Annotated in this window: 22 protein-coding genes; 7 read left to right on the top strand and 15 right to left on the bottom strand. The window is 71.7% G+C overall.

Features of this window, described 5'->3' with window-relative positions:
* Positions 1–455: 455 nt before the first annotated feature.
* The 10 genes from IOD16_RS15320 to IOD16_RS15275 form a co-directional block, all read right to left on the bottom strand.
* The gene (locus tag IOD16_RS15320) at positions 456–1,706 is read right to left on the bottom strand and encodes an MFS transporter (protein ID WP_201440606.1); all 1,251 of its coding nucleotides are present in this window, start codon (positions 1,704–1,706) and stop codon (positions 456–458) included.
* Positions 1,707–1,872: 166 nt separating this feature from the next.
* The gene (locus tag IOD16_RS15315; protein WP_170184916.1) at positions 1,873–2,301 is read right to left on the bottom strand and encodes a GlcG/HbpS family heme-binding protein; all 429 of its coding nucleotides are present in this window, start codon (positions 2,299–2,301) and stop codon (positions 1,873–1,875) included.
* Between the two features lie 187 nt (positions 2,302–2,488).
* Positions 2,489–3,682, bottom strand: coding sequence for a PP2C family protein-serine/threonine phosphatase (locus IOD16_RS15310; protein ID WP_201440605.1), 1,194 nt, complete (start codon positions 3,680–3,682; stop codon positions 2,489–2,491).
* Positions 3,642–4,097 carry an ATP-binding protein gene (locus tag IOD16_RS15305; RefSeq protein WP_123741374.1) on the bottom strand — a complete coding sequence of 152 codons (456 nt, stop codon included), beginning with the start codon at positions 4,095–4,097 and terminating at the stop codon, positions 3,642–3,644. Before IOD16_RS15305 ends, IOD16_RS15310 begins: the two co-directional genes overlap by 41 nt.
* Positions 4,094–4,414 (bottom strand): STAS domain-containing protein, encoded by a 321-nt coding sequence (locus IOD16_RS15300; protein WP_201440604.1) that lies wholly within the window; start codon positions 4,412–4,414, stop codon positions 4,094–4,096. The genes IOD16_RS15305 and IOD16_RS15300 overlap by 4 nt, the downstream gene beginning before the upstream one ends.
* A gap of 6 nt (positions 4,415–4,420) precedes the next feature.
* Positions 4,421–6,469 (bottom strand): glycogen debranching protein GlgX, encoded by a 2,049-nt coding sequence (gene glgX, locus IOD16_RS15295; protein WP_201440603.1) that lies wholly within the window; start codon positions 6,467–6,469, stop codon positions 4,421–4,423.
* A gap of 3 nt (positions 6,470–6,472) precedes the next feature.
* Positions 6,473–8,299, bottom strand: a complete 1,827-nt coding sequence (locus IOD16_RS15290; protein WP_236594998.1) for an AGE family epimerase/isomerase — start codon at positions 8,297–8,299, stop codon at positions 6,473–6,475.
* A gap of 89 nt (positions 8,300–8,388) precedes the next feature.
* Positions 8,389–9,075, bottom strand: a complete 687-nt coding sequence (locus IOD16_RS15285; RefSeq protein ID WP_123741370.1) for a DJ-1/PfpI family protein — start codon at positions 9,073–9,075, stop codon at positions 8,389–8,391.
* A gap of 16 nt (positions 9,076–9,091) precedes the next feature.
* Entirely contained in the window at positions 9,092–10,618 is a 1,527-nt protein-coding gene (locus IOD16_RS15280) for a thiamine pyrophosphate-binding protein (RefSeq protein ID WP_236594997.1), read from the bottom strand.
* A 121-nt stretch (positions 10,619–10,739) separates the two neighbouring features.
* Positions 10,740–11,564, bottom strand: coding sequence for a type 1 glutamine amidotransferase domain-containing protein (locus tag IOD16_RS15275; protein ID WP_123741368.1), 825 nt, complete (start codon positions 11,562–11,564; stop codon positions 10,740–10,742).
* 293 nt (positions 11,565–11,857) lie between these two features.
* Here IOD16_RS15275 and IOD16_RS15270 point away from each other — a divergent pair, with 293 nt between their 5' ends.
* The 7 genes from IOD16_RS15270 (at position 11,858) to IOD16_RS15240 (ending at position 21,608) form a co-directional block, all read left to right on the top strand.
* Positions 11,858–13,843: an alpha-1,4-glucan--maltose-1-phosphate maltosyltransferase gene (locus IOD16_RS15270; protein WP_201440601.1), complete on the top strand. Its 1,986-nt coding sequence runs from the start codon at positions 11,858–11,860 to the stop codon at positions 13,841–13,843.
* 4 nt (positions 13,844–13,847) lie between these two features.
* Positions 13,848–15,530 (top strand): maltose alpha-D-glucosyltransferase, encoded by a 1,683-nt coding sequence (treS, locus tag IOD16_RS15265; protein WP_201440600.1) that lies wholly within the window; start codon positions 13,848–13,850, stop codon positions 15,528–15,530.
* Entirely contained in the window at positions 15,527–16,795 is a 1,269-nt protein-coding gene (locus IOD16_RS15260) for a maltokinase N-terminal cap-like domain-containing protein (protein WP_201440599.1), read from the top strand. Before treS ends, IOD16_RS15260 begins: the two co-directional genes overlap by 4 nt.
* Positions 16,792–18,918, top strand: a complete 2,127-nt coding sequence (gene glgB / locus IOD16_RS15255; RefSeq protein ID WP_201440598.1) for a 1,4-alpha-glucan branching protein GlgB — start codon at positions 16,792–16,794, stop codon at positions 18,916–18,918. The genes IOD16_RS15260 and glgB overlap by 4 nt, the downstream gene beginning before the upstream one ends.
* A gap of 132 nt (positions 18,919–19,050) precedes the next feature.
* Positions 19,051–19,218 (top strand): hypothetical protein, encoded by a 168-nt coding sequence (locus IOD16_RS15250; RefSeq protein WP_170184915.1) that lies wholly within the window; start codon positions 19,051–19,053, stop codon positions 19,216–19,218.
* A gap of 76 nt (positions 19,219–19,294) precedes the next feature.
* Complete coding sequence (locus IOD16_RS15245) at positions 19,295–19,912, top strand: alpha-ketoglutarate-dependent dioxygenase AlkB (protein WP_201440597.1); 618 nt, start codon at positions 19,295–19,297, stop codon at positions 19,910–19,912.
* A 100-nt stretch (positions 19,913–20,012) separates the two neighbouring features.
* Positions 20,013–21,608 (top strand): cellulase family glycosylhydrolase, encoded by a 1,596-nt coding sequence (locus IOD16_RS15240; protein ID WP_201440596.1) that lies wholly within the window; start codon positions 20,013–20,015, stop codon positions 21,606–21,608.
* A gap of 123 nt (positions 21,609–21,731) precedes the next feature.
* Here the strand turns inward: IOD16_RS15240 and IOD16_RS15235 are convergent, their stop codons facing one another.
* Genes IOD16_RS15235 through IOD16_RS15215 form a run of 5 tightly spaced genes read right to left on the bottom strand, consistent with a single transcriptional unit; the run spans position 21,732 to position 25,114 of the window.
* The gene (locus tag IOD16_RS15235) at positions 21,732–22,799 is read right to left on the bottom strand and encodes an alpha/beta hydrolase (RefSeq protein WP_201440595.1); all 1,068 of its coding nucleotides are present in this window, start codon (positions 22,797–22,799) and stop codon (positions 21,732–21,734) included.
* The gene (locus IOD16_RS15230; RefSeq protein WP_201440594.1) at positions 22,796–23,545 is read right to left on the bottom strand and encodes a serine hydrolase; all 750 of its coding nucleotides are present in this window, start codon (positions 23,543–23,545) and stop codon (positions 22,796–22,798) included. The genes IOD16_RS15235 and IOD16_RS15230 overlap by 4 nt, the downstream gene beginning before the upstream one ends.
* Positions 23,542–24,450, bottom strand: coding sequence for a WXG100 family type VII secretion target (locus tag IOD16_RS15225; RefSeq protein WP_201440593.1), 909 nt, complete (start codon positions 24,448–24,450; stop codon positions 23,542–23,544). Before IOD16_RS15225 ends, IOD16_RS15230 begins: the two co-directional genes overlap by 4 nt.
* Positions 24,447–24,770 (bottom strand): WXG100 family type VII secretion target, encoded by a 324-nt coding sequence (locus tag IOD16_RS15220; protein ID WP_201440592.1) that lies wholly within the window; start codon positions 24,768–24,770, stop codon positions 24,447–24,449. Before IOD16_RS15220 ends, IOD16_RS15225 begins: the two co-directional genes overlap by 4 nt.
* Positions 24,767–25,114: a YbaB/EbfC family nucleoid-associated protein gene (locus IOD16_RS15215; protein ID WP_201440591.1), complete on the bottom strand. Its 348-nt coding sequence runs from the start codon at positions 25,112–25,114 to the stop codon at positions 24,767–24,769. Before IOD16_RS15215 ends, IOD16_RS15220 begins: the two co-directional genes overlap by 4 nt.
* Between the last annotated feature and the right edge of the window lie 2 nt (positions 25,115–25,116).

The raw sequence follows: 25,116 nt of genomic DNA, 5'->3' as shown, positions 1-25,116 counted from the left end.
GCAGGTCCGGCAGGGCGGGTTCGGCAGGGCGGGTTCGGCAGGCGCGGGTCCGGCAAGGTGGGTCCGGCAAGGCGGGTGGACAGGGCGGGTGCGCGGGGGTGGCCACGTCGCGCCGATCGTCCTCTGTCCACAGTGGCGGCCTCGACCTCGGTGCGCCGCCACCTGTGACCGCGGCGCCCGGGGTCGATGCCGCGGCAACCCCGCACGCGGGCGGGCGGACGCGCGAGAACCACCGGGTCGCGGGGTGCGGAGCGGCTCGGCCGGCGCGGTCCACGCCACCAGCCGACCGTCGACGCGCGAGCAGCCGGTGGGGCCCCTCGTCGGGGTCTTCTTCCCGGGGTGTGGCCGCCGGCGCCCGGGTCTCCCCCGCGCCGTCACCGGGGCATGGCAAAACGAGGCCCGATCGCCCGGGGGGGTGGCGATCGGGCCTCGACGGGCCGGCGGTACGGGGGGCGTTAGTTCGACGCCGGCACGCTTGAGGAAGCGGTCGTGTCGTCGTCCGTGGACGAGGACTCGGCCTCTCCGAAATCGGGCACCTTGAGGAACGAGATGGCCCAGACGCCCGGGAGGGCGATGGCGAACGCGATCAGACCGGTGATCACCGCGGCGGGCGGGCCGTAGGCCTCCACGGCCAGACCGCCGACCAGGGCGCCGATCGCGATGCCCGCGGTGACCGCGGACTGCGGCAGCGTCGCGGCCAGGTCCCGGCCCGGTCCGGCGAGCGTGACCACGCGGTGCTGCAACGACGGCACCAGGCCGAAGCCCACGACGCCCCAGACGAACAGGGCGATGGCGACCATGACCGGGGCGTCGCCCATGAGCCACAACCCGCCCAGCGCCAGGATCAGCACGATGTTCGCGATGATCAGCGTCCGGCTGGGGTTGCGGTCCGCAGCCCAGCCGCCGCCGAACGTGCCGATCGCGTTGGCGATGCCGTACGCCAGCAGGAACGCGCCGATCAGCGAGCCCGAGATGCCGGTGACCTGCTCCAGGAACGGCGTGATGTAGGTCAACGCGGCGTACTGGCCGCCCAGCAGCAGGAAGCCGACCGCGAGCACGGCCAGGACGCGGGGCGCCAACGCGTGCTTGGCCTGCGCCCCGATGCCACCGGTGCCCGCGTTGGGCACCTGCGGGATGAAGGCCACGGCCGCGATCAGCGCGATGACGCCGAGGATGATGACCGCGCCGAACGCGGCCTGCCAGCCGAAGCCCTGGCCGATCAGGTTGCCCAGGGGCAGACCGAGGGCGGTGGACACGGCGAAGCCGCCGAACACGACCGCGATGGCGCGGCCCATGCGCTCCGGCGGGACCAGCGCGCCCGCCACGGCGAACGCGACACCCATGAAGAGGCCGTGCAGCGCGCCGGTGATGATGCGGGCGGTGACCAGCATGCCGAAGTTGACCGCGAAGGCCGCGGCCACGTTGCCCAGCACGTAGGCCAGGAACGACAGCCACAGCAGGAACCTGCGGCCGAACTTGATGGTGAGCGCCGCGAGGACCGGTCCACCGATCGAGATGCCCAGCGAGTAGGCCGTCACCAGGGTGCCTGCCGTGCTGATGGACACCCCCATGTCCTTCACGATGATGTTCAGCACGCCGACGACGACGAGTTCGGCGGTCCCGACGACGAACGCACCCAGGAACAAGGCGAGCATCGCCCAGTTGCTGCGCGCCTGGCTTAGCCCTGATCGCAGGGTCGTACTCATGTGCACCTTCCTCAGCTGATTTGGTTGTGGAGCGTCGATCCGGCCAGCCATTCGGCCGCCGCGCGCCGGGTCCGGACGCGTCGGGTGAGAACGTCCGGACCCGGCGGGTCGCGGGCGACCGATCCCGCGTCGATCAGCGGCTATCCGCCGTCACCCGCGCGTGCGTTCAGCCGGCGACCGTGTCGCCGACGAGGGCCGCGAGGCCCGCGTTGGCGATGGGCTCGTCCTCGCCGCCCTGCCCTCCCGCGACACCGACCGCGCCGACGACGACGCCGTCGACCACGATCGGCACGCCGCCGGGGACCACGGCGATCCCGGGCTGGGTGGACAGACCGGCCAACAGGACCGGGTTGCCCGACAGGAACTGGGCCAGGCCATCGGTGGGCAGCCCGAGACCGGCGGCGGTGACCGCCTTGCTCGTGGCCAACGTCGTCTGGAGGAACGACGCGCCGTCCATGCGGGCCAACGCCTTCACGTTGCCGCCTTGGTCGACCACCGCGACGCCGACGTTCACACCGAGGTTCTCGGCGTGCTCGAGCGCCGCGTCGACCAGTCGTCGGGCGTTCCGGATAGAGATCGTCGGTGCAGTACTCACAATCACTCCACTCCGCTGATTCTCGATCGCCGGTACGCCTTCAGCCAGGACTACGCGCCGCACCGGACAGAACATGTTGCGTCGTCCGTGCGTCACCATATCGAGGTCAGGGAACCATCCCTATCATGAGCGTAACGTAGTACAGGCCAGCTCGTCCCGGCAAGGGGGGTACTCCTTGTTCCCGTCATCACGATCCGGTCGACCCCGCCGCGTCGTCCGGCGCGCCCTGCCTGCGCAGAGCGAGCATCGTGATGTCGTCCGACTGCTCGGCGCCGTCCACGTGGCCGCGCAGGGCCTCGTCCACGCCGTCGAGCAGGGCCGCCGCCGAACGGCCGGGCACGACGGCCGCCGTCAGCGCCTCCCGGCCGAACTGCCCGCCGTAGAGGTCGCGGGCCTCCACCACGCCGTCGGTGTAGGCGAGCAGCACGTCGCCGGGCAGCAGGACGGCGTGCCCCAGGTGGTACTCGCTGTCGGGCAGCAGCCCGATCGCGGGCCCGGTCGGCGGCAGCGAGGCGCGGGTGCCGTCCGCGCGCGCCAGCTCCGGCGGGAGGTGGCCGCAGTTGATGTAGAGGAGCGAGCCGGACCTCGGGTCGAGCACGCCGAAGAACATCGTGGCGAAGTAGCCCTGGCGCAGGTGGTTGCGCGCCAGGTAGCGGTTGGTGTCCACGACGGCGTGCACCAGCGGCCCGGCGCCGTCCTGCCACGGGTCGTCGGGGAAGCGCTCGGCGGTGTGCCGCACGAGCGTGCGGATGAGCGCCACGAACAGCGCCGCGCTCAAGCCCTTGTCGCACACGTCGGCCACGACGAACCCCAGCCGGCCGTCCGACAGCTCGAACGCGTCGTAGAAGTCGCCCGACACCAGCCGCGCGGGCCGCAGCCGGGCGGCCAGCTCCCAGCCGGGTGGGCGCGGCAGCGACTCGGGGAGGAAACCGGCCTGGAGGTCGTGCGCCAGCGACAGGTCGCGCTCGTACTCGCGCACCGTCGACTCGACGGCCAGCAGCTCGACCGCGCCGACCAGCTCACCCCGCTCCCAGGCGGCGGTGAGCCGGCCGCGCACCAGGCTGGGCGAGTACGGCGGCGTGAGGTAGTCGAACCCGGCGCGCACGCACGTCTCCAGCGCGGTCAGGTCGCCGTCGGCGAACACCAGCGCGCTGCGCCGGGAGCCGGTCTCGGCCAGCCGCCCGCTCAGCAGCGCGACGCGGCGCAGGCCCAGCGACGCGGACAGCAGCACCACGTCGGGGCGGCCGGCCAGGGACGGGTCGGCCTCCAGGTCCGCCGCGGCCACCGACCGCACCCGCAGGCCCGCGCCGCGCACGGCGTGGACGAGGTCGGGCCGCACGTCAGCCGTGCGCCCGACCACCAGCGCCGTGGCCGGGACCACCGCCGCCTCCGTTCCGACCGCGCCGAACGGCCATCGTGATGCGGTTGCGGTCGCCGACGCGCTCGTACTCGAACTCGTCCAGCGACTCCAGCGCGAGCACCAGGCCGAGGCCGCCGGCCGCGCGGGTGATCGGGTCCTGGGCCAGCAGCGGTCCCGGGTCGTGATCACGCGGGTCGAACGGCGGCGCCTCGTCCTCGGTGCGCACCCACACCCGGTCGGGCTCGACGCCGCCGCACAGGTCCAGCAGGCCGGGGCCGCGGTAGCCGTGCTGGAGGACGTTCGTGGCGATCTCGTCGGTGGCGAGCCGCAACCGGTACGCCTGCTCGCGGGTCAGCCCGCCGTACTCGGCCAGGCCGCACACGAACTCGGCGACCCGCGAGCTCACCCCCTCGGGGGTGGACGCCTCGTCGGTCATGCCCCGGTCGGCTCCTGCATCACCACGCTGCGGTCGAACCCGGTGAGCCGGATCGTCTCGGCCACCTCGGGCCGGGCGCCGACCAGCACGATCTCCACGCCCCGGCCCAGCTTCTGGTGCGCGTACACCAGGCTGCGCAGCCCCGCCGACGACAGGTAGGTCAGCTGGTCCATCAGCAGCACCAGCCGGCGCAGCTCCTGGGTGGCCACCTCCTCGATCACCCGGTTGAGCCGGCCTGCGGACTTGGACTCCAGCTCGCCGCGCAACCGGATCGTCGCGATGCCGTCCCACACGTGGCTCTTGGCTTCGAAACTCATCGTCCCTCACTCCTGTAGCGTCGGACGGGAGGTCAGCACCACCACCGACCGCGGTCCCGCCCACAGCCGCGACCGGTCGGCCAACGGCGGTTCCTGCCCCGGTTCGGACACCACGCCCGCGCCCGTGTCGGCGAACAGGCGCCAGTCGTACCCCTCCGGCAGCGCCAGTTCCACGCCCTCCCAGTGCGCGTTCGCGGCCACGTACACGTGGTCGTCGCCGAAGCGCACCGACGCGGCGAGCAGCCTGCCCCCCGGCGACCAGTCGGGTTCGCCGACCCGGGCGCCGTGCCACGTGACGTCCTGCCCGCCGGCCAGGTGCCCGCGCCGGCGCAGCGCCGGGTGCGCGGCGCGGAACGCGATCACCCGCCGGGTGAACTCGAACAGCTCCTCGTTGCGCTCGACCAGGTCCCAGTCGAACCACGACAGCTCGCTGTCGTGGCAGTAGGCGTTGTTGTTGCCGTGCTGGGTGCGGCCGACCTCGTCGCCGGAGAGCAGCATCGGCACGCCCTGGCTGGTGAGCAGGAGCAGCAGCGCGTTGCGCACCTGCCGGTCGCGCAGCGCCAGGACCTCCGGGTCGTCGGTCGGCCCTTCGACGCCGCTGTTCCACGAGTTGTTGGCGGGGTCGCCGTCGCGCCCGTCCTCGCCGTTGGCCTCGTTGTGCTTGTCGTTGTAGGCGACCAGGTCGGCGAGGGTGAACCCGTCGTGCGAGGTGACGAAGTTGACCGACGCGGCGGGCTCGCGGTCGCCGTACAGGTCGGGCGAGCCGACGAACCGGGTGGCCATCTCCCCCACCACGTCGTCGTCGCCCTTGATGAACCGGCGCAGCGCGTCGCGGTAGCGGCCGTTCCACTCGGCGAACCGCCGGTAGCCCGGGAAGGTGCCGACCTGGTAGAGGCCGGCGGCGTCCCACGCCTCGGCGATCAGCTTGCAGTCGCGCAGCACCGGGTCGCCCGCCAGCGCCTCCACCAGCGGCGGGTTGGCCAGCACCGAGCCGTCGGGGCCGCGGGACAGGATCGCGGCCAGGTCGAACCGGAACCCGTCGACGTGGAACTCCGACGCCCAGTAGCGCAGGCAGTCCAGCAGGAACCCGCGCACCACCGGGTCGTTGCAGTTGACCGTGTTGCCGGTGCCGCTGAAGTTGTGGTACTCGCCGTCCGGGGTGAGCATGTAGAACGTGCGGTTGTCCAGCCCGCGGAACGAGATCGTCGGCCCCCACTCGTTGCCCTCGGCGGTGTGGTTGAACACCACGTCGAGCACGACCTCGATCCCGGCCCGGTGCAGCTCCTTGACCAGCGTCTTCAGCTCGTCCACAGCGGACGGCCCGGCGGCGAAGGAGGCCTTGGGGGCGAAGAAGCCCACGGTGCTGTAGCCCCAGTAGTTGTACCACCAGGTGTCGGTCTCGGGGTCGTGCCGGGAGTTGGTGAACTCGTCGAACTCGAACACCGGCATCAGCTCGACGCAGTTGACGCCCAGCCGCTTGAAGTACGGGATCTTCTCCACCAGGCCCGCGTACGTGCCGGGCCGCGCGACCCCCGAGTTCGGGTGCCGGGTGAAGCCGCGCACGTGCGCCTCGTAGACGACCAGGTCCTCCTGCGCGATGCCGGGCCGCCGGTCGTCCTCCCAGTCGAAGTCGTCGCGCACGACGCGGGAGCGCCACGCGGTCTGCGCGTACCGCACCGGCCGCACGCCCCACTCCTCGGCGCCCGCCAGCGCCTTGGCGTACGGGTCGGCGATCACCACCGCCGGGTCGAACCGGTGCCCGGCGTCCGGGTCGAACGGCCCGTCCACCCGGTAGCCGTAGTCGACGTCGTCGGCGTCCACGCCGAGCACGGTCATCGCCCACGCCCCGCCGACCCGGAAGTCCTCCGGGAACGGCAGCTCGGCCAGCACGTCGGCCGAGCCGCGCCGGAACAGCACCAGGGTCACCGCGGTGGCGTGGTTCGACGACACCGCGAAGTTCACGCCGCCGGGCACGGGGGTCGCGCCGAACGGCAGCTGCCGCCCGGCGCGCACCTCGAAGCCGGCGATCCACCGGGTGGACAGGTCCGCGGTCACCGCTCACCCCTCGGCGGGCGCCAGGTGCGCCCGCACGGTGAGGTCGTGGTCGGAGTCGGGCAGGTTGACCGTCATCGCGACCGGGTCGAAGTCGGCGTAGGGCCGCCCGTCGACCTCCACCCACTCCAGCCGGGCCGAACCCGGGGGCAGCGCGTCCGGCGCGACCCGCAGCACGCGGTCCTTGAACCCGTCGGCGCGCGGTTTGAACCACAGCGACAGCGGGCCGCCGCCGAGCAGCAGCCGCCCGTAGACGGTGGACAGGAACGCCAGCTCCGCCGCGTGGTACATGGACATCGAGTGGCTGCCCTTGAGCCGCTCGGTGCCCAGCAGGTACGGGTGGCCGTCGGCGAGCACGTTGAAGTAGACGCCGCCCTCGTCGTGGTCGAGGAAGAACGCGTTGTAGAAGGCCTGCGCCTCGCGGCCCTGCTTGAGGAACTCGGGGTCGCCGGTGGTGCCGGCGAGGATCAGGTAGGCCAGGATCGCCTGCTCCTGCTGCCACCAGGCCTTGCGGTCGTGCCACACGAGCCGGTGCCGGTCCTGGCCGACGCCCAGCACCCGCTGCACCACGTCGTACCAGCCGCCGCGCTGCCGGTCGGCGCCGTACGCGGGCAGCGACCTGGCGATCCGGTCGGCCAGCACCGAGTACGAGTCCTTCGACTTGATGGCGTTCATCCTGGTCAGGTTCCAGGCGATCTTGAGGTTGTGGCCGACCACGGCGCGGTCCTGCTGCCAGCCGTGGGTGCGGTCGGGTGTCCAGTCGCCGTGGAACCGCTCCTGCACGAACGGGCTGGTGGCGTCCGGGAAGTGGTCGACGATCAGGTCGAACGTCTCCTCCAGCATCCGCGCGTGCCGCTCCTCGCCGGTGGCCAGGTAGAGGTTGATCAGGTACGCGGGGGCGTGGTCGCCGATGGAGTTCCAGTTCTTCCGCGACCGGTTCGGGCCGAGCGACTCGTGGTGCGGGCTGAGCAGGATCGGGTCGATGTGCGAGTAGTAGCCGCCGCGCACCGGGTCCTTGAAGAACCGCTCGAACAGCCGCAGCGTGCCGTCGATGTCGGACGCGATCCGCGGGTCGCCGGTGATCCGGTACGTCTGCGTCGGCCCGACCAGGGCGTAGATCTGCTCGTAGGCCGGGATGGACTGCGAGTCGTCGCTGAACTCCGAGGCGAAGCACCGCGACTGGATGCCGTCGCGCACGTCGATGCCGTGGTACCAGTACACGACGTTCTCGTCGCGGTCCACGAACCGCATGTTGTCGCGCAGGTACTCGGTGCCGCGCTCGGCGACGCCGAGGAAGTCCTCGTCGCCGGTGAGCATGTAGGCGCTGGCCATGCCGTACACCAGGCGGGAGACGGTGTCGGTCTCCTGGACGTGGTCGTCGGACTTGTCGCCGCCCAGGCGCAGGATCGTGCGGTAGTCGGCGAAGTCGACCGGGTCGGCGGAGCCGAACTGGGCGTGCCGGTAGAAGCGGGCCAGCTCGGCGAGCTGCCGGGGCCACCAGTCGGTCTCCTCGAACCGGTAGCTCTCGCCGGGCCCGACCAGCACGACCCGCTTGGCGTCGAACGTGGTGGCGCCCCGCTCGGGGTAGAACAGGCCGTGGACGAACACGTGCCGTCCGGGCCGGAGCAGGTCGACCATCGGCTCCGACACGCCGACGGGCCGCTCGCCGAGGTTGCGGATCATCTCCGCGTAGGTGTCTCGGGTGATCTTCGCCCGCACCGGCCGGCCGTCGCTGGTGCGCAGGTCGAGCGCGCCCCGAGTGGGGTCGTACCCGACCACGTACCCGGCGACCAGGTCGGAGAACACGAAGTCCATGGGATTTTCAGCGACCATCGGTCGTAGTCCAATCGGCTCGAATCGGTTCGGGGGCAGCGCCGGTGGACCCCGGGGGACGAACCAGGAGGTCCACCGGCGCTTCCCCGCTACACGCGGTCTTCTGCGGCGTGGCGGGGCGAGGGCGCCATCCCGATCCCCCGCAACATGCGCTGCCGGCTGCGCATGCTGCCGACCGGGGTGCGGGCCGCGATCAGGTCGATCAGGGTGCGCGCGAACAGGTGCGCGGCGTCGGCGCTCCGGCCGGTGACGAGGTCGCCGTCCACCACCACGTCCTGGTCGGTGTAGACCGCGCCCATGTTGCGCACGTCCCCGATCAGGTTGTTGTGGCAGGTGACCCGGCGACCGGCCACCACCTCGGGGATCGGCGCCACCAGCCACATGCCGTGGCAGATGATCCCCTTGAGCACGCCCGGCGTGGCGAACGCGCGTTCCAGCAGCCGCACCGCCGGCGCGTTGGTGGTGACGTCCTCGCTGTAGCGCAACCGGTCCGACACCATTCCCGAGGGCACGATGATCGCGTCGTAGCTCTTCAGCCGGGCGTCGTCCACCGCCTCCAGGTCGCCGCTGACGGTCATCGGCACCTGGTACTCGTGGCCGGTGAAGGTGATCGACTCCTGGCCCCACAGCCGGGTCAGGTACTCGATCGTCGCGCCCTCCTCGGCGAACCTCCGCTCGTAGTAGGCGATCTCCGGTTCGACGTAGTCGGTCTCCATCAGGATCGCGATGGTCCGGCCGGACAGCTGGCCGTTCTCGCGACGGGGAAGGGTCGGCATCGGTCGCGCTCCCCCGCTACTTGGTGACCAGGTCGATCAGGAACGGACCGGTGGCGGTGAGCATGCGCCGCACCGCGCCCGCCACCTGGCTCGGCTTCTCCACCCGCATGCCGTCCACGCCCAGGGCGCGGGCCAGCTCGACGAACCCGATCTCCGGCTTGCCCAGGTCGAACCCGGACGGGTACTCGTGCCGGTCGATGCCGCGCTCGCGCCAGTACTGCTCGATGTTGAGGTCCAGCAGCTCGTAGCGGTGGTTGTTGCAGATGACGAACTTGGCGTTGACGCCTTCCCGGGCCGCGGTCCACAGCGCCTGGATGGTGTACATGCTGCCGCCGTCGCCGGTGAAGCCGATGACCTCGGCGTCCGGCCTGGCCATCTTGGCGCCGATGGCGCCGGGGATGCCGATGCCCAGCGAGCCGCCGCGGGTGGAGAAGTAGTTGCCGGCCACCCTCGGCGGCAGGTACTTGGTCAGCCCCGGCGAGGCGGTGAGCGCCTCGTCGAAGATGACCAGGTCGCTGCCGCCCTGCTCGGCGAGCTCGACCGCGAACAGCTCCATCATCGGCGCGTTGGGCCCCGGCCGCGGCCTGCGCCACAGGGCGGAGGAGCGCGCGGTCGGCCTGCGGCCCGCGTCGAAGAGCCGTTCGGCCAGGACCGCCAGGGTGTGCTTGGGATCGGCGGCCAGGGCCACGTCCACCGGGTGGTTCTTGGCGATCTCGTAGGTGTCCAGGTCGATGTGGACGATCTTGGCGTCGGCCCGGAACGGGTTGTGCAGGCTGGGGAACACCTCGGGGAACACGTAGGTGCCGACGATCAGCACGGCGTCGGCGTCGGCGACCTGCCGCTCGCTGTTGGCGCCGAACATGTGCCCCAGCTGCCCCTGCCACAGCGGGTGGGTGTTGTCCATGTTGAGCTCGGAGGAGTCCAGGCCCCACACCGGCGCGTCGAGCAGTTCCGCGACGCGGGTCAGCTCGCTCTGGGCGCCGGAGACCGACACGCCGTCACCCATGAGGATCACGGGGTGGTACGCGCCGGTCAGCGCGGCGGCCGCCCTGTCCAGGTCCTGCGGGACAGGGACGACCGCCTGGCTGGGGATGGTGCTCGGCCGTGCCTCCTCGGTGTTCTCCGCGTCGAGCACGTCCATCGGCAGCGCGACGAAGACCGGGCCGCGCGGGGCGGTCATGGCGGTCTTCACCGCGCGGCGCAGGGTGCGCAGCAGCGACGACGGGTGCGTGACCCTGGTGGCCCACTTGGTCACCGGCTTCGCCATCGCGACGAGGTCGGTGGCCATCTGCGAGTCCATCGCGTCGTACTGCACGCCGGCCTCGCCCGCGATGACCACCAGCGGTGAATGACCGCGCATGGCCTGGTACAACATGCCGATGCCGTTGCCGAGCCCCACCCCGGTGTGCAGCTGGACCAGTGCGGGACCCGCCGTAGCCCTGGCGTAGCCGTCGGCCATCGCGATCGCGACGGTCTCCTGCAACGCCAGCACGTACTCGAAGCCCGGCACGCCTTCCAGGATGTCCAGGAAACCCTCTTCCACGGTTCCCGGATTTCCGAACATCCGGGTAAAGCCATCGGCGACGAACTGCTCGAAGATGGCTACCTTTCCCGGCCTTGCGGTCATGACCGATTTCCTTCCCGGTTCATAAGTGGCTGGCGGGTCACCAACCGGATCGGCGCAGACCCGATTCGAGGACTTCGACGAGCTTCTGGCCGGCGGGGAACGAGTCCGGCGTGGAGCGGGCGGTAATGAACGGGTAGTCCACGATCACCGACACCTCCTTGCCCACGTTTCCGTGGTAGGCGCCGTCCGGGCCGGTGGCGTCGCGGAGGATGTACTCCAGCGGGTACGGCGGCGGCCCCATGTTGAAGTCGACGCCGATGAAGCCGGTGCCGTCCTTGTAGTCGTACTCCTTGCAGTGGCCGGTGACGTGCTTGCCCCAGATGATCGACTTGCGGTCCTCCCAGTCGCGGGCGAAGGCCAGCGGCGCGACGCCGTAGCACTCGCCGACGATGGGCTTGTCGGCGCGCACGAACGCGAGGATCAGCTCGTGCAGGCGCTCGTTGTTGGCCAGGTCCACGATGGGGCCGGAGCCGCCGACGATCACCAGCGCGTCGAACTGCCTGATGTCGTCGTCGAGGTTGCCCAGCTCGCGGTTGTAGGCCTCGATCTTGCGCAGGAAGTCCGGCTCGCTGAAGTACGGGCGGTCCGGGATCCACTCGGCCAGGCTGATGGGGTTGTCGAGCCGGGACGACTCGTCCAGCTCCTTGGCCGCGACCGCGACCTCCGGCGTGGTCACCGACCGGCCCAGGGGCGGGTCGATGTAGCCGGGGTCCAGGCTCGGCGGCAGAGCGCGGGCCCGCGCGCCCGTGGGCGTCGCGAAGACCGACTGGTAGCCCCGCTCGTCGAACGTGGCGACCGGGCCGAGCAGTTCCTCGCCCCAGTAGCCGTATTCCGAGAGGACGATCAGAATCTTCTTCGTCATCGTTTCTCCGTCGCTGGTGTCGGCAGGCGTGGTGAATTCGTCCGCCGGGAGCAAGTTGACCAGCGCGCCCCGATCGCAACAAGACGTCGGCTGACCTGCGGCGACACTCCGTGAAGTAGGCCCGGAAGTTAACGCGAAACCCCGGCCGGACGGCGCGCGCGCACTTCGTCAGCTCACCACTGGACAACGACGTAGTCGCTGGTCACGAACTTTCCGAACCGATCGAGCGGAGCTTATCGCCGGTGGGGCGGTGCGGCATCCTTTTGTTTGATCCACGAGAAAGGACGGCAGCAATGTCCGGCCGAATCTATGTCGAAGATGTGATGCCGGTGGTCGCCGCAGGACGCTATCCCGCGAAAGCAGTGGTGGGAGAGCACGTGCCGGTCACCGCGGCGATCTGGCGTGAGGGGCACGACGCGGCGGGCGCGACCGTGGTGTGGCGAGGGCCGGGTGACCGGGCGGCACGGCGGTCGCGCATGGCGCTGGTCGACCCGGGCGCGGACCGCTGGGCGGTCACGATAGCGCCGGACGCGCCCGGCGCGTGGACCTTCCGCGTGGACGCGTGGTCGGACCCGTGGGCCACCTGGACGCACGCGGTGCGGGCCAAGCTGGACGCGGGCCAGGGCGCGGCGGAACTGGCGAACGACCTGGCCGCGGGCGTGGACCTGCTGCGGCGGGCGACGCTGGTGAAGCGGCCCCGCGAGGAGCGCGCCGCGCTGCTCGACGCGGCGCGCGTGCTCGCCGACCCGTCGTTCCCGCCCGGCAGGCGGGTGGCGGCGGCCCTGGCGGACGGGGTGGCGCGGGCGATGCGCGAGCACCCGGTGCGCGACCTGGTCAGCCGCGGCGAGACGCACGAGCTGTGGGTGGACCGGACCCGCGCGGTGTTCGGCTCCTGGTACGAGTTCTTCCCCCGCTCCACCGGTGGCCGGGACGCGGACGGCGAGCCCGTGCACGGCACCCTCGCCACCGCCGCCGACGCGTTGGACCGCATCGCCCGGATGGGGTTCGACGTGGTCTACCTGCCGCCGATCCACCCGATCGGCGAGGTCAACCGCAAGGGCCGCAACAACACCCTGACCGCCGGCCCCGGCGACGTCGGCTCGCCGTGGGCGATCGGCTCGCGCCACGGCGGCCACGACGCGGTGCACCCCGACCTCGGCACGCTGGTCGACTTCAAGGCGTTCGTGGACCGGGCGCAGCAGCTCGGCCTGGAGGTCGCGCTGGACCTGGCCCTGCAGTGCGCGCCGGACCACCCGTGGGTCGCCGAGCACCCCGAGTGGTTCACCACCCTCGCCGACGGCACCATCGCCTACGCGGAGAACCCGCCCAAGAAGTACCAGGACATCTACCCCCTCAACTTCGACAACGACCCCGAAGGGCTGCGCGCCGAGGTCCTGCGGGTCGTGCTGCACTGGGTCGGGCACGGCGTGAAGATCTTCCGGGTCGACAACCCGCACACCAAGCCGCCGGACTTCTGGCACTGGCTGATCTGGCGGGTCAAGCACCAGCACCCGGACGTGCTGTTCCTGGCCGAGGCGTTCACCCGGCCCGCGCGGCTGTACGGGTTGGCGCGGCTCGGTTTCGACCAGAGCTACACCTACTTCACCTGGCGCGACACCAAGGCCGAGCTGACCGAGTTCGGCGCCGAGATCGCCGCGCACGGCCACGAGGCCCGCCCCAACCTGTTCGTGACCACGCCGGACATCCTGCCGACGAGCCTTCAACTCGGTCTGCCCGCGATGTCCGCGTTGCGCGCGACCCTGGCCGCGACCCTCGCGCCGACGTGGGGCGTCTACTCCGGTTTCGAGCTGCACGAGCACGAGCCGCTGCGCGAGGGCGGCGAGGAGTTCCTCGACTCCGAGAAGTACGAGCTGCGCCCCCGCGACTTCGAGGGCGCCCTCCGGCAGGGCCGCTCCCTGGAGCCGTGGCTGACCAGGCTCAACGAGCTGCGCCGCGCCCACCCCGCGCTGCGCCAACTGCGCGAGCTGCGCTTCCACGACATCGACAACGACGCCCTGATCGCCTACTCCAAGACCGACCCCGCCTCCGGCGACACCGTGGTGTGCGTCGTGACGCTCGACCCGCACGAACCCCAAGAGGGCACGTTGCGGCTCGACCTGGCCGCCCTCGGGCTCGAAGAGCAGTTCACCGCGCACGACGAGGTGACCGGGCAGACCTGGCGCTGGGGCCGGGAGAACTACGTCCGGCTCGACCCCGCCGCAGCCGTGGCCCACATCGTCGACGTCGGTCACCCCGCGCGTCGCACCGAAGGAGCGTGACCCCGTGACCCGCAACAACGACAGAGCCCTGACCGACCCCGGCGCCGCGGACTGGTTCAAGCGGGCGGTCTTCTACGAGGTGCTGGTCAGCGCCTTCGCCGACGCCAACGGCGACGGCGTCGGCGACCTCGCCGGCCTCGAGTCCAAGCTGGACTACCTGGAGTGGCTGGGCGTGGACTGCGTCTGGCTGCCCCCGTTCTACGCCTCGCCCATGAACGACGGCGGCTACGACATCAGCGACTTCCGCGCCGTGCGCCCCGAGTTCGGCGAGCTGGGCGACTTCGTCCGGCTGCTCGACTCCGCGCACCGCCGCGGCATGAAGGTCATCACCGACCTGGTCATGAACCACACCTCGTCGGCGCACCCGTGGTTCCAGGAGTCGCGCCGCGACCCCGAGGGCCCGTTCGGCGACTTCTACGTGTGGAGCGACACCGACCAGCGCTACGACGAGACCCGCATCATCTTCATCGACACCGAGAAGTCCAACTGGACCTGGGACACCGAGCGCAACCAGTTCTACTGGCACCGCTTCTTCTCCCACCAGCCGGACCTCAACTACGACAACCCCGCCGTGCAGAGCGCCATGCTCGACGTGCTGAGGTTCTGGCTCGACCTGGGCATCGACGGCTTCCGCCTCGACGCCGTGCCCTACCTGTTCGAGCGCGACGGCACCAACAACGAGAACCTGCCCGAGACGCACGACTTCCTCAAGCTCGTCCGCAAGGTCGTCGACGACGAGTACCCCGGTCGGGTCCTGCTCGCCGAGGCCAACCAGTGGCCCGCCGACGTCGCCCACTACTTCGGCGACCCCGAGGTCGGCGGTGACGAGTGCCACATGGCGTTCCACTTCCCGCTGATGCCCCGCCTGTTCATGGCGCTGCGCAAGGAGTCCGCGCTGCCGGTGTCCGAGATCCTGGCCCGCACGCCGGACATCCCGACCGGCGCGCAGTGGGGCCTGTTCCTGCGCAACCACGACGAGCTCACCCTGGAGATGGTCACCGACGAGGAACGCGAGTTCCTCTACGAGCAGTACGCCCCGGAACCCCGGATGAAGGCCAACGTCGGCATCCGCCGCCGCCTGGCTCCCCTGCTGGACAACGACCGCGCCCAGCACGAGCTGCTCACCGCCGTCCTGCTGTCCATGCCCGGCTCACCCGTCCTGTACTACGGCGACGAGATCGGCATGGGCGACAACATCTGGCTGCCCGACCGGGACGGCGTGCGCACCCCGATGCAGTGGACCCCCGACCGCAACGCCGGGTTCTCCACCGCCGACCCCGGCAAGCTGTACCTGCCCGCGGTCAGCGACACCGTCTACGGCTACCAGGCCGTCAACGTCGAGGCCCAGCGGCCCGTCCAGGCGTCCCTGCTCAACTGGACCCGCCGGATGCTCGCGGTGCGCCGCGAGCACGAGACCTTCGGCCTCGGCACGTTCGCCGAAGCCGACGTGTCCAACACCGCCGTACTCGCCTACCTGCGCCGCCACGACGACGAGACGCTGCTGTGCGTCTTCAACTTCTCCAGCCACCCGCAGGCGGTGGACGTGAAGCTGCCCGGCCTCGACGGCGCCGTCCCGGTCGAGCTCACCGGCGGCGCGCGGTTCCCCGCCGTCGGCGGCGAGCGCTACCAGCTCACCCTCCCCGGGCACGGCTTCTACTGGTTCCGACTCGAAGGCGGTGCGTCATGACGACCGCGGTGGACACCCTCGCCGGCGCGCTCACCGACTGGCTGCCCCGCCAGCGCTGGTACGCGGCCAAGGACCGGACGCCGCAGGCCGTGCGCCTCGAACGCGTCACCCCGCTGCTGCACGGCGACCCGGCGCTGCTGCACGCCCTCGTGTCCGTCGACGGCGAGCAGTACCAGCTGCTGCTGGGCAAGCGGCCGTCGTTGCCCGACGACCTCGCCGACGCCGCCATCCTCGACACCCCCCACGGCGTCGTCTACGCGGCCACCCACGACCGCGAGCTGATGTCCCGGCTCCTCGAACGCCTCCACGGCACCTCCGACGGACCCGTGTTCGAGACCGAGCCCGGCACCCGCGTCGCGCTCGACCTGCCCGCCCGGGTCCTGCCCGTCGAGCAGAGCAACACGTCGCTGATCCTCGGCGACCGGTACATCCTCAAGCTGTTCCGCCGGGTGCTGCCCGGCCCGCACCCCGACATCGAACTCCACCGCGCCCTGCACGCCGTGGGCGCCCACCACGTCGCGCGGATGCTCGGCGCCCTCACCACCGAGGTCGACGGCGTCCCCGCCGCCCTCGGCATCCTGCAGGAGTTCCTGCCCGACGCCCAGGACGGCTGGACCCTCGCCACCACCGACCGCGCCGCGTTCGCCGGGGAGGCCGCCGAGCTGGGCCGCTCCGTCGCCACCGTGCACAGCGCCCTGGCCCGTGCGTTCCAGCCGCGCAACATCGCCGTCGACGACCTCTCCGACACCGCCGACCGCCTGCACCTGCGGTTCGCCGCGCTCGCGGACGGCATCCCGGAGCTCGCGCCGCACGAGCGGGCCCTGCGGGAGGCCTTCGACCGCGTCCGCGCCGCACGCGGACCGTTCACCCTGCAACGCGTGCACGGCGACCTGCACCTGGGGCAGGTGCTGCGCGCGAACGGCCGCTGGACCCTGATCGACTTCGAGGGCGAACCGGGGCAGCCCCTCGCGGAGCGCAACGCGCTGCGCCACCCGCTCCAGGACGTCGCCACCATGCTGCGCTCCTTCGACTACGCCGCCCACCACGGCGGCGCGGCCGACACGGCGTGGGCGCAGCGGATGCGCGACGCGTTCTGCGACGGCTACGCCGAAGTCCTCGACGACCCGCGTGGGCAACCCGCGCTGCTGCACGCCCTCGAACTGGACAAAGCCGTCTACGAGGTCGCCTACGAGCGGGCGCACCGCCCCGACTGGGTCTCCATCCCCCTCGGCGCGATCACCCGCATCCTCGGAGCCGCGTCATGACCGCCGTCCTCCCGACCCTCGAAGAGGTCGACCGGCTCCTGGTCGGCGACCACCGCGACCCGCACGCCCTCCTCGGCGCGCACCCCGCCGGACCCGGCACCGTCGTGCGCACCCTGCAACCCGGCGCGCACGCCGTCACCGTCGTCGCCGACGGCGTCCGACACCCGCTCACCGACCTCGCGCACGGCCTGTTCTCCGGCGTGCTCCCCGGCCCGGTCACCGACTACCGGTTCGAAGTCGACACCGGCCGAGGACCACGCGTGGTCGAAGACCCCTACGCGCACCCACCGACCGTGTCACCCACCGACCTGGACCTCATCGCCCGCGGTGAGCACCCCCGGCTCTGGGACGTGCTCGGCGCCCACCCGCGAGACGACGGCGTCGCCTTCGCGGTGTGGGCGCCCAACGCCCGCGGCGTCCGCGTCGCCGGCGACTTCGACGCGTGGGTGGGCCGGGGCACGCCCATGCGCCACCTCGGCGCGGGCGTCTGGGAGCTGTTCGTGCCCGGCGTGCGACCCGGCTGCCGGTACAAGTTCCGCGTCCTGGGCGCCGACGGCGGCTGGCACGAGCACGCCGACCCCCTGGCCTTCGCCACCGAGGTCCCACCCGCCAACGCCTCCGTCGTGGCCGACACCCACCACGAGTGGCACGACCACGACTGGATCGCCCGCCGACGCACCGTCGACTGGCGCCGCGCCCCGATCAGCGTGTACGAGGTGCACCTCGGTTCCTGGCGCGCCGGCCTCTCCTACCGGGAGCTGGCCGTCGAGCTCGGCGAGTACGCGCGGGAGATGGGCTTCACCCACGTGGAGCTGCTGCCCGCCACCGAGCACCCGTTCGGCGGATCGTGGGGGTACCAAGCCACCTCCTACTACGCGCCCACCGCCCGGTTCGGCACGCCCGACGACTTCCGGCACCTGGTCGACCACCTCCACTCCCTCGGCATCGGCGTCATCCTCGACTGGGTGCCCGCCCACTTCCCCCGCGACGCCTGGGCGCTGGCCCGCTTCGACGGCGCACCGCTCTACGAGCACCCCGATCCGCGCCGGGGCGAACACCCCGACTGGGGCACTCTCGTGTTCGACCTGGGCCGTCCCGAGGTGCGGAACTTCCTCGTCTCCTCGGCCCTCTACTGGCTCACCGAGTTCCACCTGGACGGGCTGCGGGTCGACGCGGTGGCCTCCATGCTGTACCTCGACTACTCGCGCCCGGACGGCCACTGGCTGCCCAACGAGCACGGCGGGCGGGAGAACCTGGAGGCGGTCGCGTTCCTGCGCGAGCTGAACGAGGCCGCGCCGGACGACGTGCTGGTCTTCGCCGAGGAGTCCACCGCCTGGCCCGGCGTCACCGACGACGACGGCCTCAAGTTCGACTTCAAGTGGAACATGGGCTGGATGCACGACGCGCTGCGCTACCTGCGCAACGACCCCATCCGGCGGGCGCACCACCACCACGAGATCACCCACTCGATCGAGTACGCGTGGAGCGAGCACTACCTCCTGCCCCTCTCCCACGACGAGGTCGTGCACGGCAAGGGTTCCCTGTGGCAGCGCATGCCCGGCGACGACGCCCGCAAGGCCGCGGGCGTCCGCGCCCTGCTCGCCTACCAGTGGGCCCACCCCGGCAAGCAACTGCTGTTCATGGGCGGCGAGTTCGGCCAACCGTGGGAGTGGGACGCCGACGACTCGCTGCCGTGGTGGCTGCTCGCCGAGCACGGCGGGATGAACTACCACCGCGGCATCCAGCGGATGGTCGCCGACCTCAACGAGGTCTACCGGCGTGAACCGGCCCTGCACACCCTCGACACCACGCCCGACGGGTTCTCCTGGATCCGCGCCGACGACGCGGCGAACAACGTGATCGCGTTCCAGCGGCACGGCGCGGACGGCTCGGTGCTCGTCTGCGCGGTCAACTTCGCCGGCGTGGCCCACCACGACTATCGGCTGGGCCTGCCGCGCACCGGGCCGTGGCGGGAGGCGCTGAACACCGACCTGCCCGGGTACGGCGGGTCGGGCGTGGTCAACGGCGAGGTGGCGGCGGTCGGCGAACCGCTGGACGGCCTGCCCGCGTCGGCGGCGTTGCGGTTGCCGGCGGCGGGCGTGGTCTGGCTGACCCCGGCGTGACCCCGGTGGGGCCCGGCTCTCCTCCCCCGGGCCGGGCCCCACCCGTTCGCCGTCGATCGTTTTCGCAACCCTGGCCGCACCCCTCTCCGAACAGGCGTGTAACTTCCGTCCAAACGGGGTAGAGGATCTTCCATGAGCAGCACACCTATCTACGACGAGCTGGCCGCCATCCTGCTCGCCGACCACCCGGGCACCGCCGACGCGGCCGCCGCCGGGCAGCCGCAGGCCGAGTCGGCCGACGACGCGTCGAAGCAGGTCCGCGCCGGTGGCCGCCGTCGCAAGCCCGAACCGGATGCCTAAATTTTTCAGTTAACACTGAAGCTATAGAGCCTATTGGGATCGAACGGGTGTTCGATCCCCGGGCTATGCTGACCTCATGCAGGTGTCGCTGTTCGATGACGGCGCCCAGGCGCCCGCGCTGCGCCCGCTGACCGGTGCGCGGCGGACCGAGCTGGGCGACGGCGCGTGGGTCGACGTGCTCCCCGGCTGGCTGACCGGCGCGGACGCGGTGTTCCGACGCCTGGTCGCCGAGGTGCCCTGGCGGGCCGAGCGCAGGCAGATGTACGAGCGCGTGGTCGACGTGCCGCGCCTGCTCTGCTTCTACGGCGAGGACGCCCCCCTCCCCGACCCGGTGCTGACCGAGGCACGGGACGGCTTGAGCGCCTGGTACGCCGACGAGCTGGGCGAGCCGTTCCGGACCGCCGGCCTCTGCTACTACCGCGACGGCCGCGACTCCGTGGCCTGGCACGGTGACACGATCGGGCGAGGTTCCACCGAGGACACGATGGTCGCGATCGTCTCCGTCGGCACGCCGCGCGCGTTGGCGTTGCGCCCGCGCGGCGGCGGCGCGACCGTCCGGTACGCCCTCGGCCACGGCGACCTGATCGTCATGGGCGGGTCGTGCCAGCGGACGTGGGAGCACGCGGTGCCCAAAGCGGGCAAAGCGGTCGGACCCCGCGTGAGCATCCAGTTCCGGCCGCGCGGAGTGCGCTGACCACCTGGAATCTCGTGCTTGTGAAGCATGACCGCCGTCACTACTCTCCGTCTGGGAGCGCTCCCAGAACGCGTTGCGAACATCCTCGAAGGAGAGCGGTATGCGGCAACGGAGATCCATCTTCGGCGCTCTGCTGACGGCGGCGGTCGCCGTCAGCGGGGTCGTCGCGATGGCGACGGCGGGACAGGTCACGGCGGCCCCGGCCGGTGGTTACCTGCACACCGCGGGCAACAAGATCGTGGACAGCACCGGCGCGACGGTCCGGCTGACCGGCATCAACTGGTTCGGCATGGAGACCGACAACAAGACGTTCCACGGGCTGTGGTCCAGCCGCACGTGGAAGCAGCAGCTCGACCAGATGGCCTCGCTCGGCTACAACACCCTGCGCGTGCCGTTCTCCAACGACGCGCTCAAGCCGGGCGCGACGGCGTCGGGCGTCAACGACTTCACCAACCCCGACCTGGTCGGGCTGTCGCCGTTGCAGATCCTGGACAAGGTCATCGACTACGCGGGCCAGAAGGGGATGCGCATCATCCTCGACCGGCACCGCCCGACCAGCGCCGGGCAGTCCGCGCTCTGGTACACGGCGACCGTGCCCGAGAGCACCTGGATCAACGACTGGAAGATGCTCGCGCAGCGGTACGCGGGCAACACCACGGTGATCGGCGCCGACCTGCACAACGAGCCGCACGCCGAGGGGACCAACCCCAACGCCACCGGCGCGTGCTGGGGCTGCGGCGTCGTGGAGCGCGACTGGCGGCTGGCGGCCGAGCGGGCGGGCAACGCGATCCTGTCCGTGCAGCCGAACTGGCTGATCTTCGTCGAGGGCGTGAGCTGCCCCAGCGGCGGGCTGTCCGACACGTGGGACAACGACCCGTCCAACGACGAGGACTGCGGCTGGTGGGGCGGCAACCTGTCCAAGGCGGGCGAGTTCCCGGTGCGCCTGAACGTGGCGAACCGGCTGGTCTACTCGCCGCACGAGTACGCGACCTCGGTGTTCGAGCAGAAGTGGTTCACCGCGCCGGACTTCCCGGCTAACCTGCCCGCCATCTGGGACAAGTACTGGGGCTACCTGTACAAGAACGGCACCGCGCCGTTGATGATGGGCGAGTTCGGCTCCACGCTGGCCAACCCGAAGGACAAGGTGTGGCTGGAGAACCTGATGGCCTACACCGGCAAGGGCGTCGGCGGCATCTCGTTCACGTACTGGGCGTGGAACCCGAACTCGGGTGACACCGGCGGGATCGTCGGCGACGACTGGACCACGGTGAACCAGGCCAAGCAGTCGATCCTGCAGCCCTACCTGCTCCCGCCGACCGGTGGCGGCACCACGACCACCACGACGACGACCACGACCACCACCACGTCCGGTGGCAACGGTTCCGGGGCGTGCAAGGCCGTGTGGCGGCAGGACAACGCCTGGCAGGGCGGCTTCCAGGGGTCGTTGACGGTGACGAACAGCGCGACGAGCGCGGTCAACCCGTGGAAGGTGGTGTTCACCCTGCCGGCCGGCGTGACGATCGGCAGCGGGTGGAACGGCACGTTCAGCCAGAGCGGCACGACCGTCACCGTGACGGCGCCTTCGTACTCCCCGTCGCTCGGGGCAGGCGCTTCGGTGGCGCTCGGCTTCACCGCCAACGGCGCCGCGAGCACGCCTGCCGGCGTGACCCTGGGCGGGGCTTCGTGCACGGCGTGATCTCCGGCTAGCACGCGTCGCTCCCCTGGCACCCGTCAGTGGAGCTGACCACGCCGAAACCGCAGGTCAGGGAGGTGTGGCGTCGTCACCGGAGCATGGGGAACGGTGACGACGCCGCACCGACTAGGGGTGGGTCAGGGTGGTCATCAGCAGGTTCACGAAGTGGTCCATGTCGGCCAGCAGGCACGGCAGTTCGGCGTGCTTGCCCGTGCACCCCTCGGCCCAACCGCTGCCGTTGCCGTAGTCGACGAACGTGTGCGGGATGCCGGCTGCGAGCAGGTGGTCCCTCGTCACCACGTTGGTCGCCCACGCCCGGTTCTCGATGATGGCCTGCACCGGGTTCACGGTGAGATCCCCGCCGTTCCCCGTGTACATCGCCACCCCCATGCCGCGCAGCGAAGCCACGTGCTGCGCCGGGCTCTCCCGGTTCCACCCACCGTCGAACGGCCAGATCGGCGGACCGAAGACGGACTCCACCGGCACCGTCGGCGTGCCGCTCCCCGGCAGTTGGGTGGAGGCGAGGACCGCCGCCCGCTGTTCCTGGCTGAGCAGGTCGAGCCCGCCGGAGAACGCGCCGACGTAGCCGAACAGCTCCGGCCGGTGCTCGGCGTAGTGGAAGGCGCCGAACCCGCCCATCGAGTGCCCCGAGATCGCCCGCCCGTCACGGCGGGCGATCGTGCGCAGGTTGGCGTCCACGAACGGGATCACCTGGTCCAGGTGGAAGGTCTCCCAGTTCTGCGGGCCGAGCGACGCGGGCGGGTACAGCCAGTTCGTGTACCACCCCCGCCCGGAACCGTTGGGCGCCACCGTGATCAGCGGGACGCCGACCGTGGTCTCCTCGAACATCCGCTGGTTCGCGACGGTGTTCGGGCGGTCGGGGTGCCCGTGCAGGTGGTACTGCACCGGGTACCGCGTGGCGGCGGCCTGGTCGTAGCCCTCGGGCAGGGTCACCATGATCGTGTGCTCGCCGGAGACCTGCCCCTCCATCACCGAGTAGGCCGGCACCTGGGCGGTGCGCACGGTGAACACGAACGTCCGCTCGTTGCCGTCCACCCAGGCGGGCTGGCTCACCACGGTCAGCCCTTGGCCGTCGGTGAACACCGGCGGCCCGCTCGCCGCCGTCGCGGTCGCACCGGCGCCGGGCAGGCCGAGCACCCCTGCGATCGCCACCGCGGTCAGTCGTCGGATCATGCCGCCTCCTCGCACAACGCCGTGTCCAGCACTTCGATCGAGACGAGCCGGGAGCCGACCACGTTCCCGTTGGTGACCAGCGACGCGAACCGGCCGTCGTCGGTGGTCAGGGTGATCGAGCAGTGCCCGTTGGGCAGCGCCCCGTCGTGGCCCCACGCCTCACCGCCGCACGTGAGGTCCACCCTGGACAGCGCGAGCCCGTACGAGTGGTCCGGCGCGGTGGTCCGGCGCATCTCGGCGAGCGCCGCCGCCGACACGACCCGCCCGTCGAGGAGCGCGCCGTAGAAGGCGGCCAGGTCCTCCAACGTGGACGCCATCGCGCCGGCGGTGCTCCAGAAGGTCAGCTCGGTGTTCGTGGTGCCCTCGGTCCAGAAGAAGAACGGGCCGACCCTGCCGCCCACGTAGCCGGGCAGGTACGGGTCGGCGGGCGCCCGCGTCCCCCGCGCGGGGAACGACGTGTGCGCGAGCCCGAGCGGCGTCTGGCTGCCGATCCGGAAGTGCTCGGTCGACGTGACCGGCCGGTTCTGGCCGATCTTGGCGGTGCCGCTGCTCAGGGTCCACGACCCGGTCTCGTCACCGGCGTGGACGGCCGCGCCCGGTCCGGCCTGCGCCTGGTAGCGGTCGAGCACGGCCCGGGTGGCGGGGTGGTCGGCCGGCGCGGCGACCGCGACGGCGGGCGTGGTGACCGCGACGGTGACGGCGAGGACGACGCCGCCGGCGAGCAGGCGACGGTTCCGGCCGGTCACGCGGGTTCCTCCGCGCGCGAGGTGGTCGACGGGGGCGGGGTGGGGTCTTCGTCGGGCACGGTGGCCTGGTCCGACGCGCCGATCGGCTTGCCGCCCGGGGAGGTCGGAGAACTCGGAGAGCCCGACTGGCTCTGCTCGCCGATGAACGACACGACTTCCTTGACGACCTTCAGCACGCCGAGCGCGCCTTCCACCAGCTTGATCAGGTTCTCGCCGCCGGCCAGCAGCTCGGCCAGCTTGCCCGCGATCTTCCCGCCGTACTCGACGGCGATCTGCACGCACTGCGGGATCGCCACCGCGAGGCTCTGGCCGAACGTGGCGGGCGCGGCGGCGAGCGCCTGGGTGATGATCGGCGTGATCTTGGCGAGGGCCTCGGTGATGAGCTGGGTGACGGCCGCGACGACCTTGGCCACGACCTCGCCGGCCGCGATCATCGCCTTGCCGGAGGTCAGCGCGGTCTCCCCGATCGAGAGGATGCCGTCGGCCAGCTCGGTGCCGGCTTTCAGGTAGTCCGTCCCGGCCTGGCCGGACCACTCGCTGGTCTCCGCGCCCACCGACGACCGGTACTCGTCGGCCACGGACGTCGCGTCCTTGCCCGCCGAGTCGAACTCGCCCGCGCCGGCGGACACCGAGTCCGGGTCGCCGCGCAGCTGGTCGAGCGGCTCCTCCAGGAACGAGATCATCGGGGTGAGGAACCCGACGCCCGCGCCGTCCAGCGCGGACAGCGGCCGTTCCGTCGAGCTCATCGTGCCGATCGGGGCGTCCGGGTCGCCGGCCAGGCCGCCCGACAGCCACTCCTTGCGGTCGACGGCGGCGCTCGCGGTCCGCAGCTCGGCCAGCAGCGCGGCGATCCGGCCGGCGTCCGGTGACGTCTCGCCGGCCTCGGCGCGGGGCAGTGTCGTCACCACTCGGCGACCTCCGTCTCGATCCCGGTCAGCACGGCGGAACTGTCGTCGTCGGTGCGCTGGTACTGGTCGGCCACCTGCCGCAGGCCGCCGCCGACCTGGTCGACCGCGGCCGCGACGTGGCCGAACGCGTCCAGCGTCGTGGCCATCGCGCCGCTCAACCCGGCGGTGAGGAACCCGGCGAACGAGCCGAGCGACTGCTCCCCCAGCGCGTCGGGCAACCGGGCGCCCGTCGCGGCGAGCCGGTCGGCGTGGCCCGCGAGCCTGCCCGCGTGCCCGCGCAGCTGCTCGGGGTCGACGGTGAAGTCGCCCCGGCTCATCGCACGACCTCCGCGGGCTGGTGCTCGGTGATCCGCTCCAGCGCCTCGCCCTCGCCGAGGTAGCCGGACATCACCTCGGCCATCCGCGCGCCGGCCAGCCGCTGCGCCTCGCGCGCGGTGGCGACGATGAGCACGGACAAGGCGTCGGCCTCCAACCTGCGTGCCGCCGGCGTCAGCGTGACGTCGTCGAGCAGTCCCCCGGCGTTCACGGTCACGCTGACCTCACCACGAGGCGATGTCGCGGTCGCGCCCACCTCGCGCAGGCTCGCGCTCGCCGCACGGGCGCCGTGCGCCGCGCGTTCGAGGCGCTCCCGGTAGTCCGCCAGCCACTGCGCTGGATCCATGG

The sequence above is a fragment of the Saccharothrix sp. 6-C genome, assembly GCF_016695385.1.
Taxonomy (GTDB): domain Bacteria; phylum Actinomycetota; class Actinomycetes; order Mycobacteriales; family Pseudonocardiaceae; genus Actinosynnema; species Actinosynnema texasense.
The sequence above is the reverse complement of the archived record's forward strand: the minus strand, read 5'-3'. Positions and strand labels throughout refer to the sequence as shown.

What these genes read in the sequence shown, in the direction of transcription:
- IOD16_RS15260 (WP_201440599.1), top strand. Translation starts at nt 15,527, where the DNA reads ATGACGACCGCGGTGGACACCCTCGCCGGCGCGCTCACCGACTGGCTG.
- IOD16_RS15250 (WP_170184915.1), top strand. Translation starts at nt 19,051, where the DNA reads ATGAGCAGCACACCTATCTACGACGAGCTGGCCGCCATCCTGCTCGCC.
- IOD16_RS15235 (WP_201440595.1), bottom strand. Translation starts at nt 22,799, where the DNA reads ATGATCCGACGACTGACCGCGGTGGCGATCGCAGGGGTGCTCGGCCTG.
- IOD16_RS15215 (WP_201440591.1), bottom strand. Translation starts at nt 25,114, where the DNA reads ATGGATCCAGCGCAGTGGCTGGCGGACTACCGGGAGCGCCTCGAACGC.
- glgB (WP_201440598.1), top strand. Translation starts at nt 16,792, where the DNA reads ATGACCGCCGTCCTCCCGACCCTCGAAGAGGTCGACCGGCTCCTGGTC.
- IOD16_RS15220 (WP_201440592.1), bottom strand. Translation starts at nt 24,770, where the DNA reads ATGAGCCGGGGCGACTTCACCGTCGACCCCGAGCAGCTGCGCGGGCAC.
- IOD16_RS15240 (WP_201440596.1), top strand. Translation starts at nt 20,013, where the DNA reads ATGCGGCAACGGAGATCCATCTTCGGCGCTCTGCTGACGGCGGCGGTC.
- IOD16_RS15245 (WP_201440597.1), top strand. Translation starts at nt 19,295, where the DNA reads ATGCAGGTGTCGCTGTTCGATGACGGCGCCCAGGCGCCCGCGCTGCGC.
- IOD16_RS15320 (WP_201440606.1), bottom strand. Translation starts at nt 1,706, where the DNA reads ATGAGTACGACCCTGCGATCAGGGCTAAGCCAGGCGCGCAGCAACTGG.
- IOD16_RS15305 (WP_123741374.1), bottom strand. Translation starts at nt 4,097, where the DNA reads ATGACCGACGAGGCGTCCACCCCCGAGGGGGTGAGCTCGCGGGTCGCC.
- IOD16_RS15300 (WP_201440604.1), bottom strand. Translation starts at nt 4,414, where the DNA reads ATGAGTTTCGAAGCCAAGAGCCACGTGTGGGACGGCATCGCGACGATC.
- IOD16_RS15285 (WP_123741370.1), bottom strand. Translation starts at nt 9,075, where the DNA reads ATGCCGACCCTTCCCCGTCGCGAGAACGGCCAGCTGTCCGGCCGGACC.
- IOD16_RS15290 (WP_236594998.1), bottom strand. Translation starts at nt 8,299, where the DNA reads ATGGTCGCTGAAAATCCCATGGACTTCGTGTTCTCCGACCTGGTCGCC.
- IOD16_RS15270 (WP_201440601.1), top strand. Translation starts at nt 11,858, where the DNA reads ATGTCCGGCCGAATCTATGTCGAAGATGTGATGCCGGTGGTCGCCGCA.
- IOD16_RS15275 (WP_123741368.1), bottom strand. Translation starts at nt 11,564, where the DNA reads ATGACGAAGAAGATTCTGATCGTCCTCTCGGAATACGGCTACTGGGGC.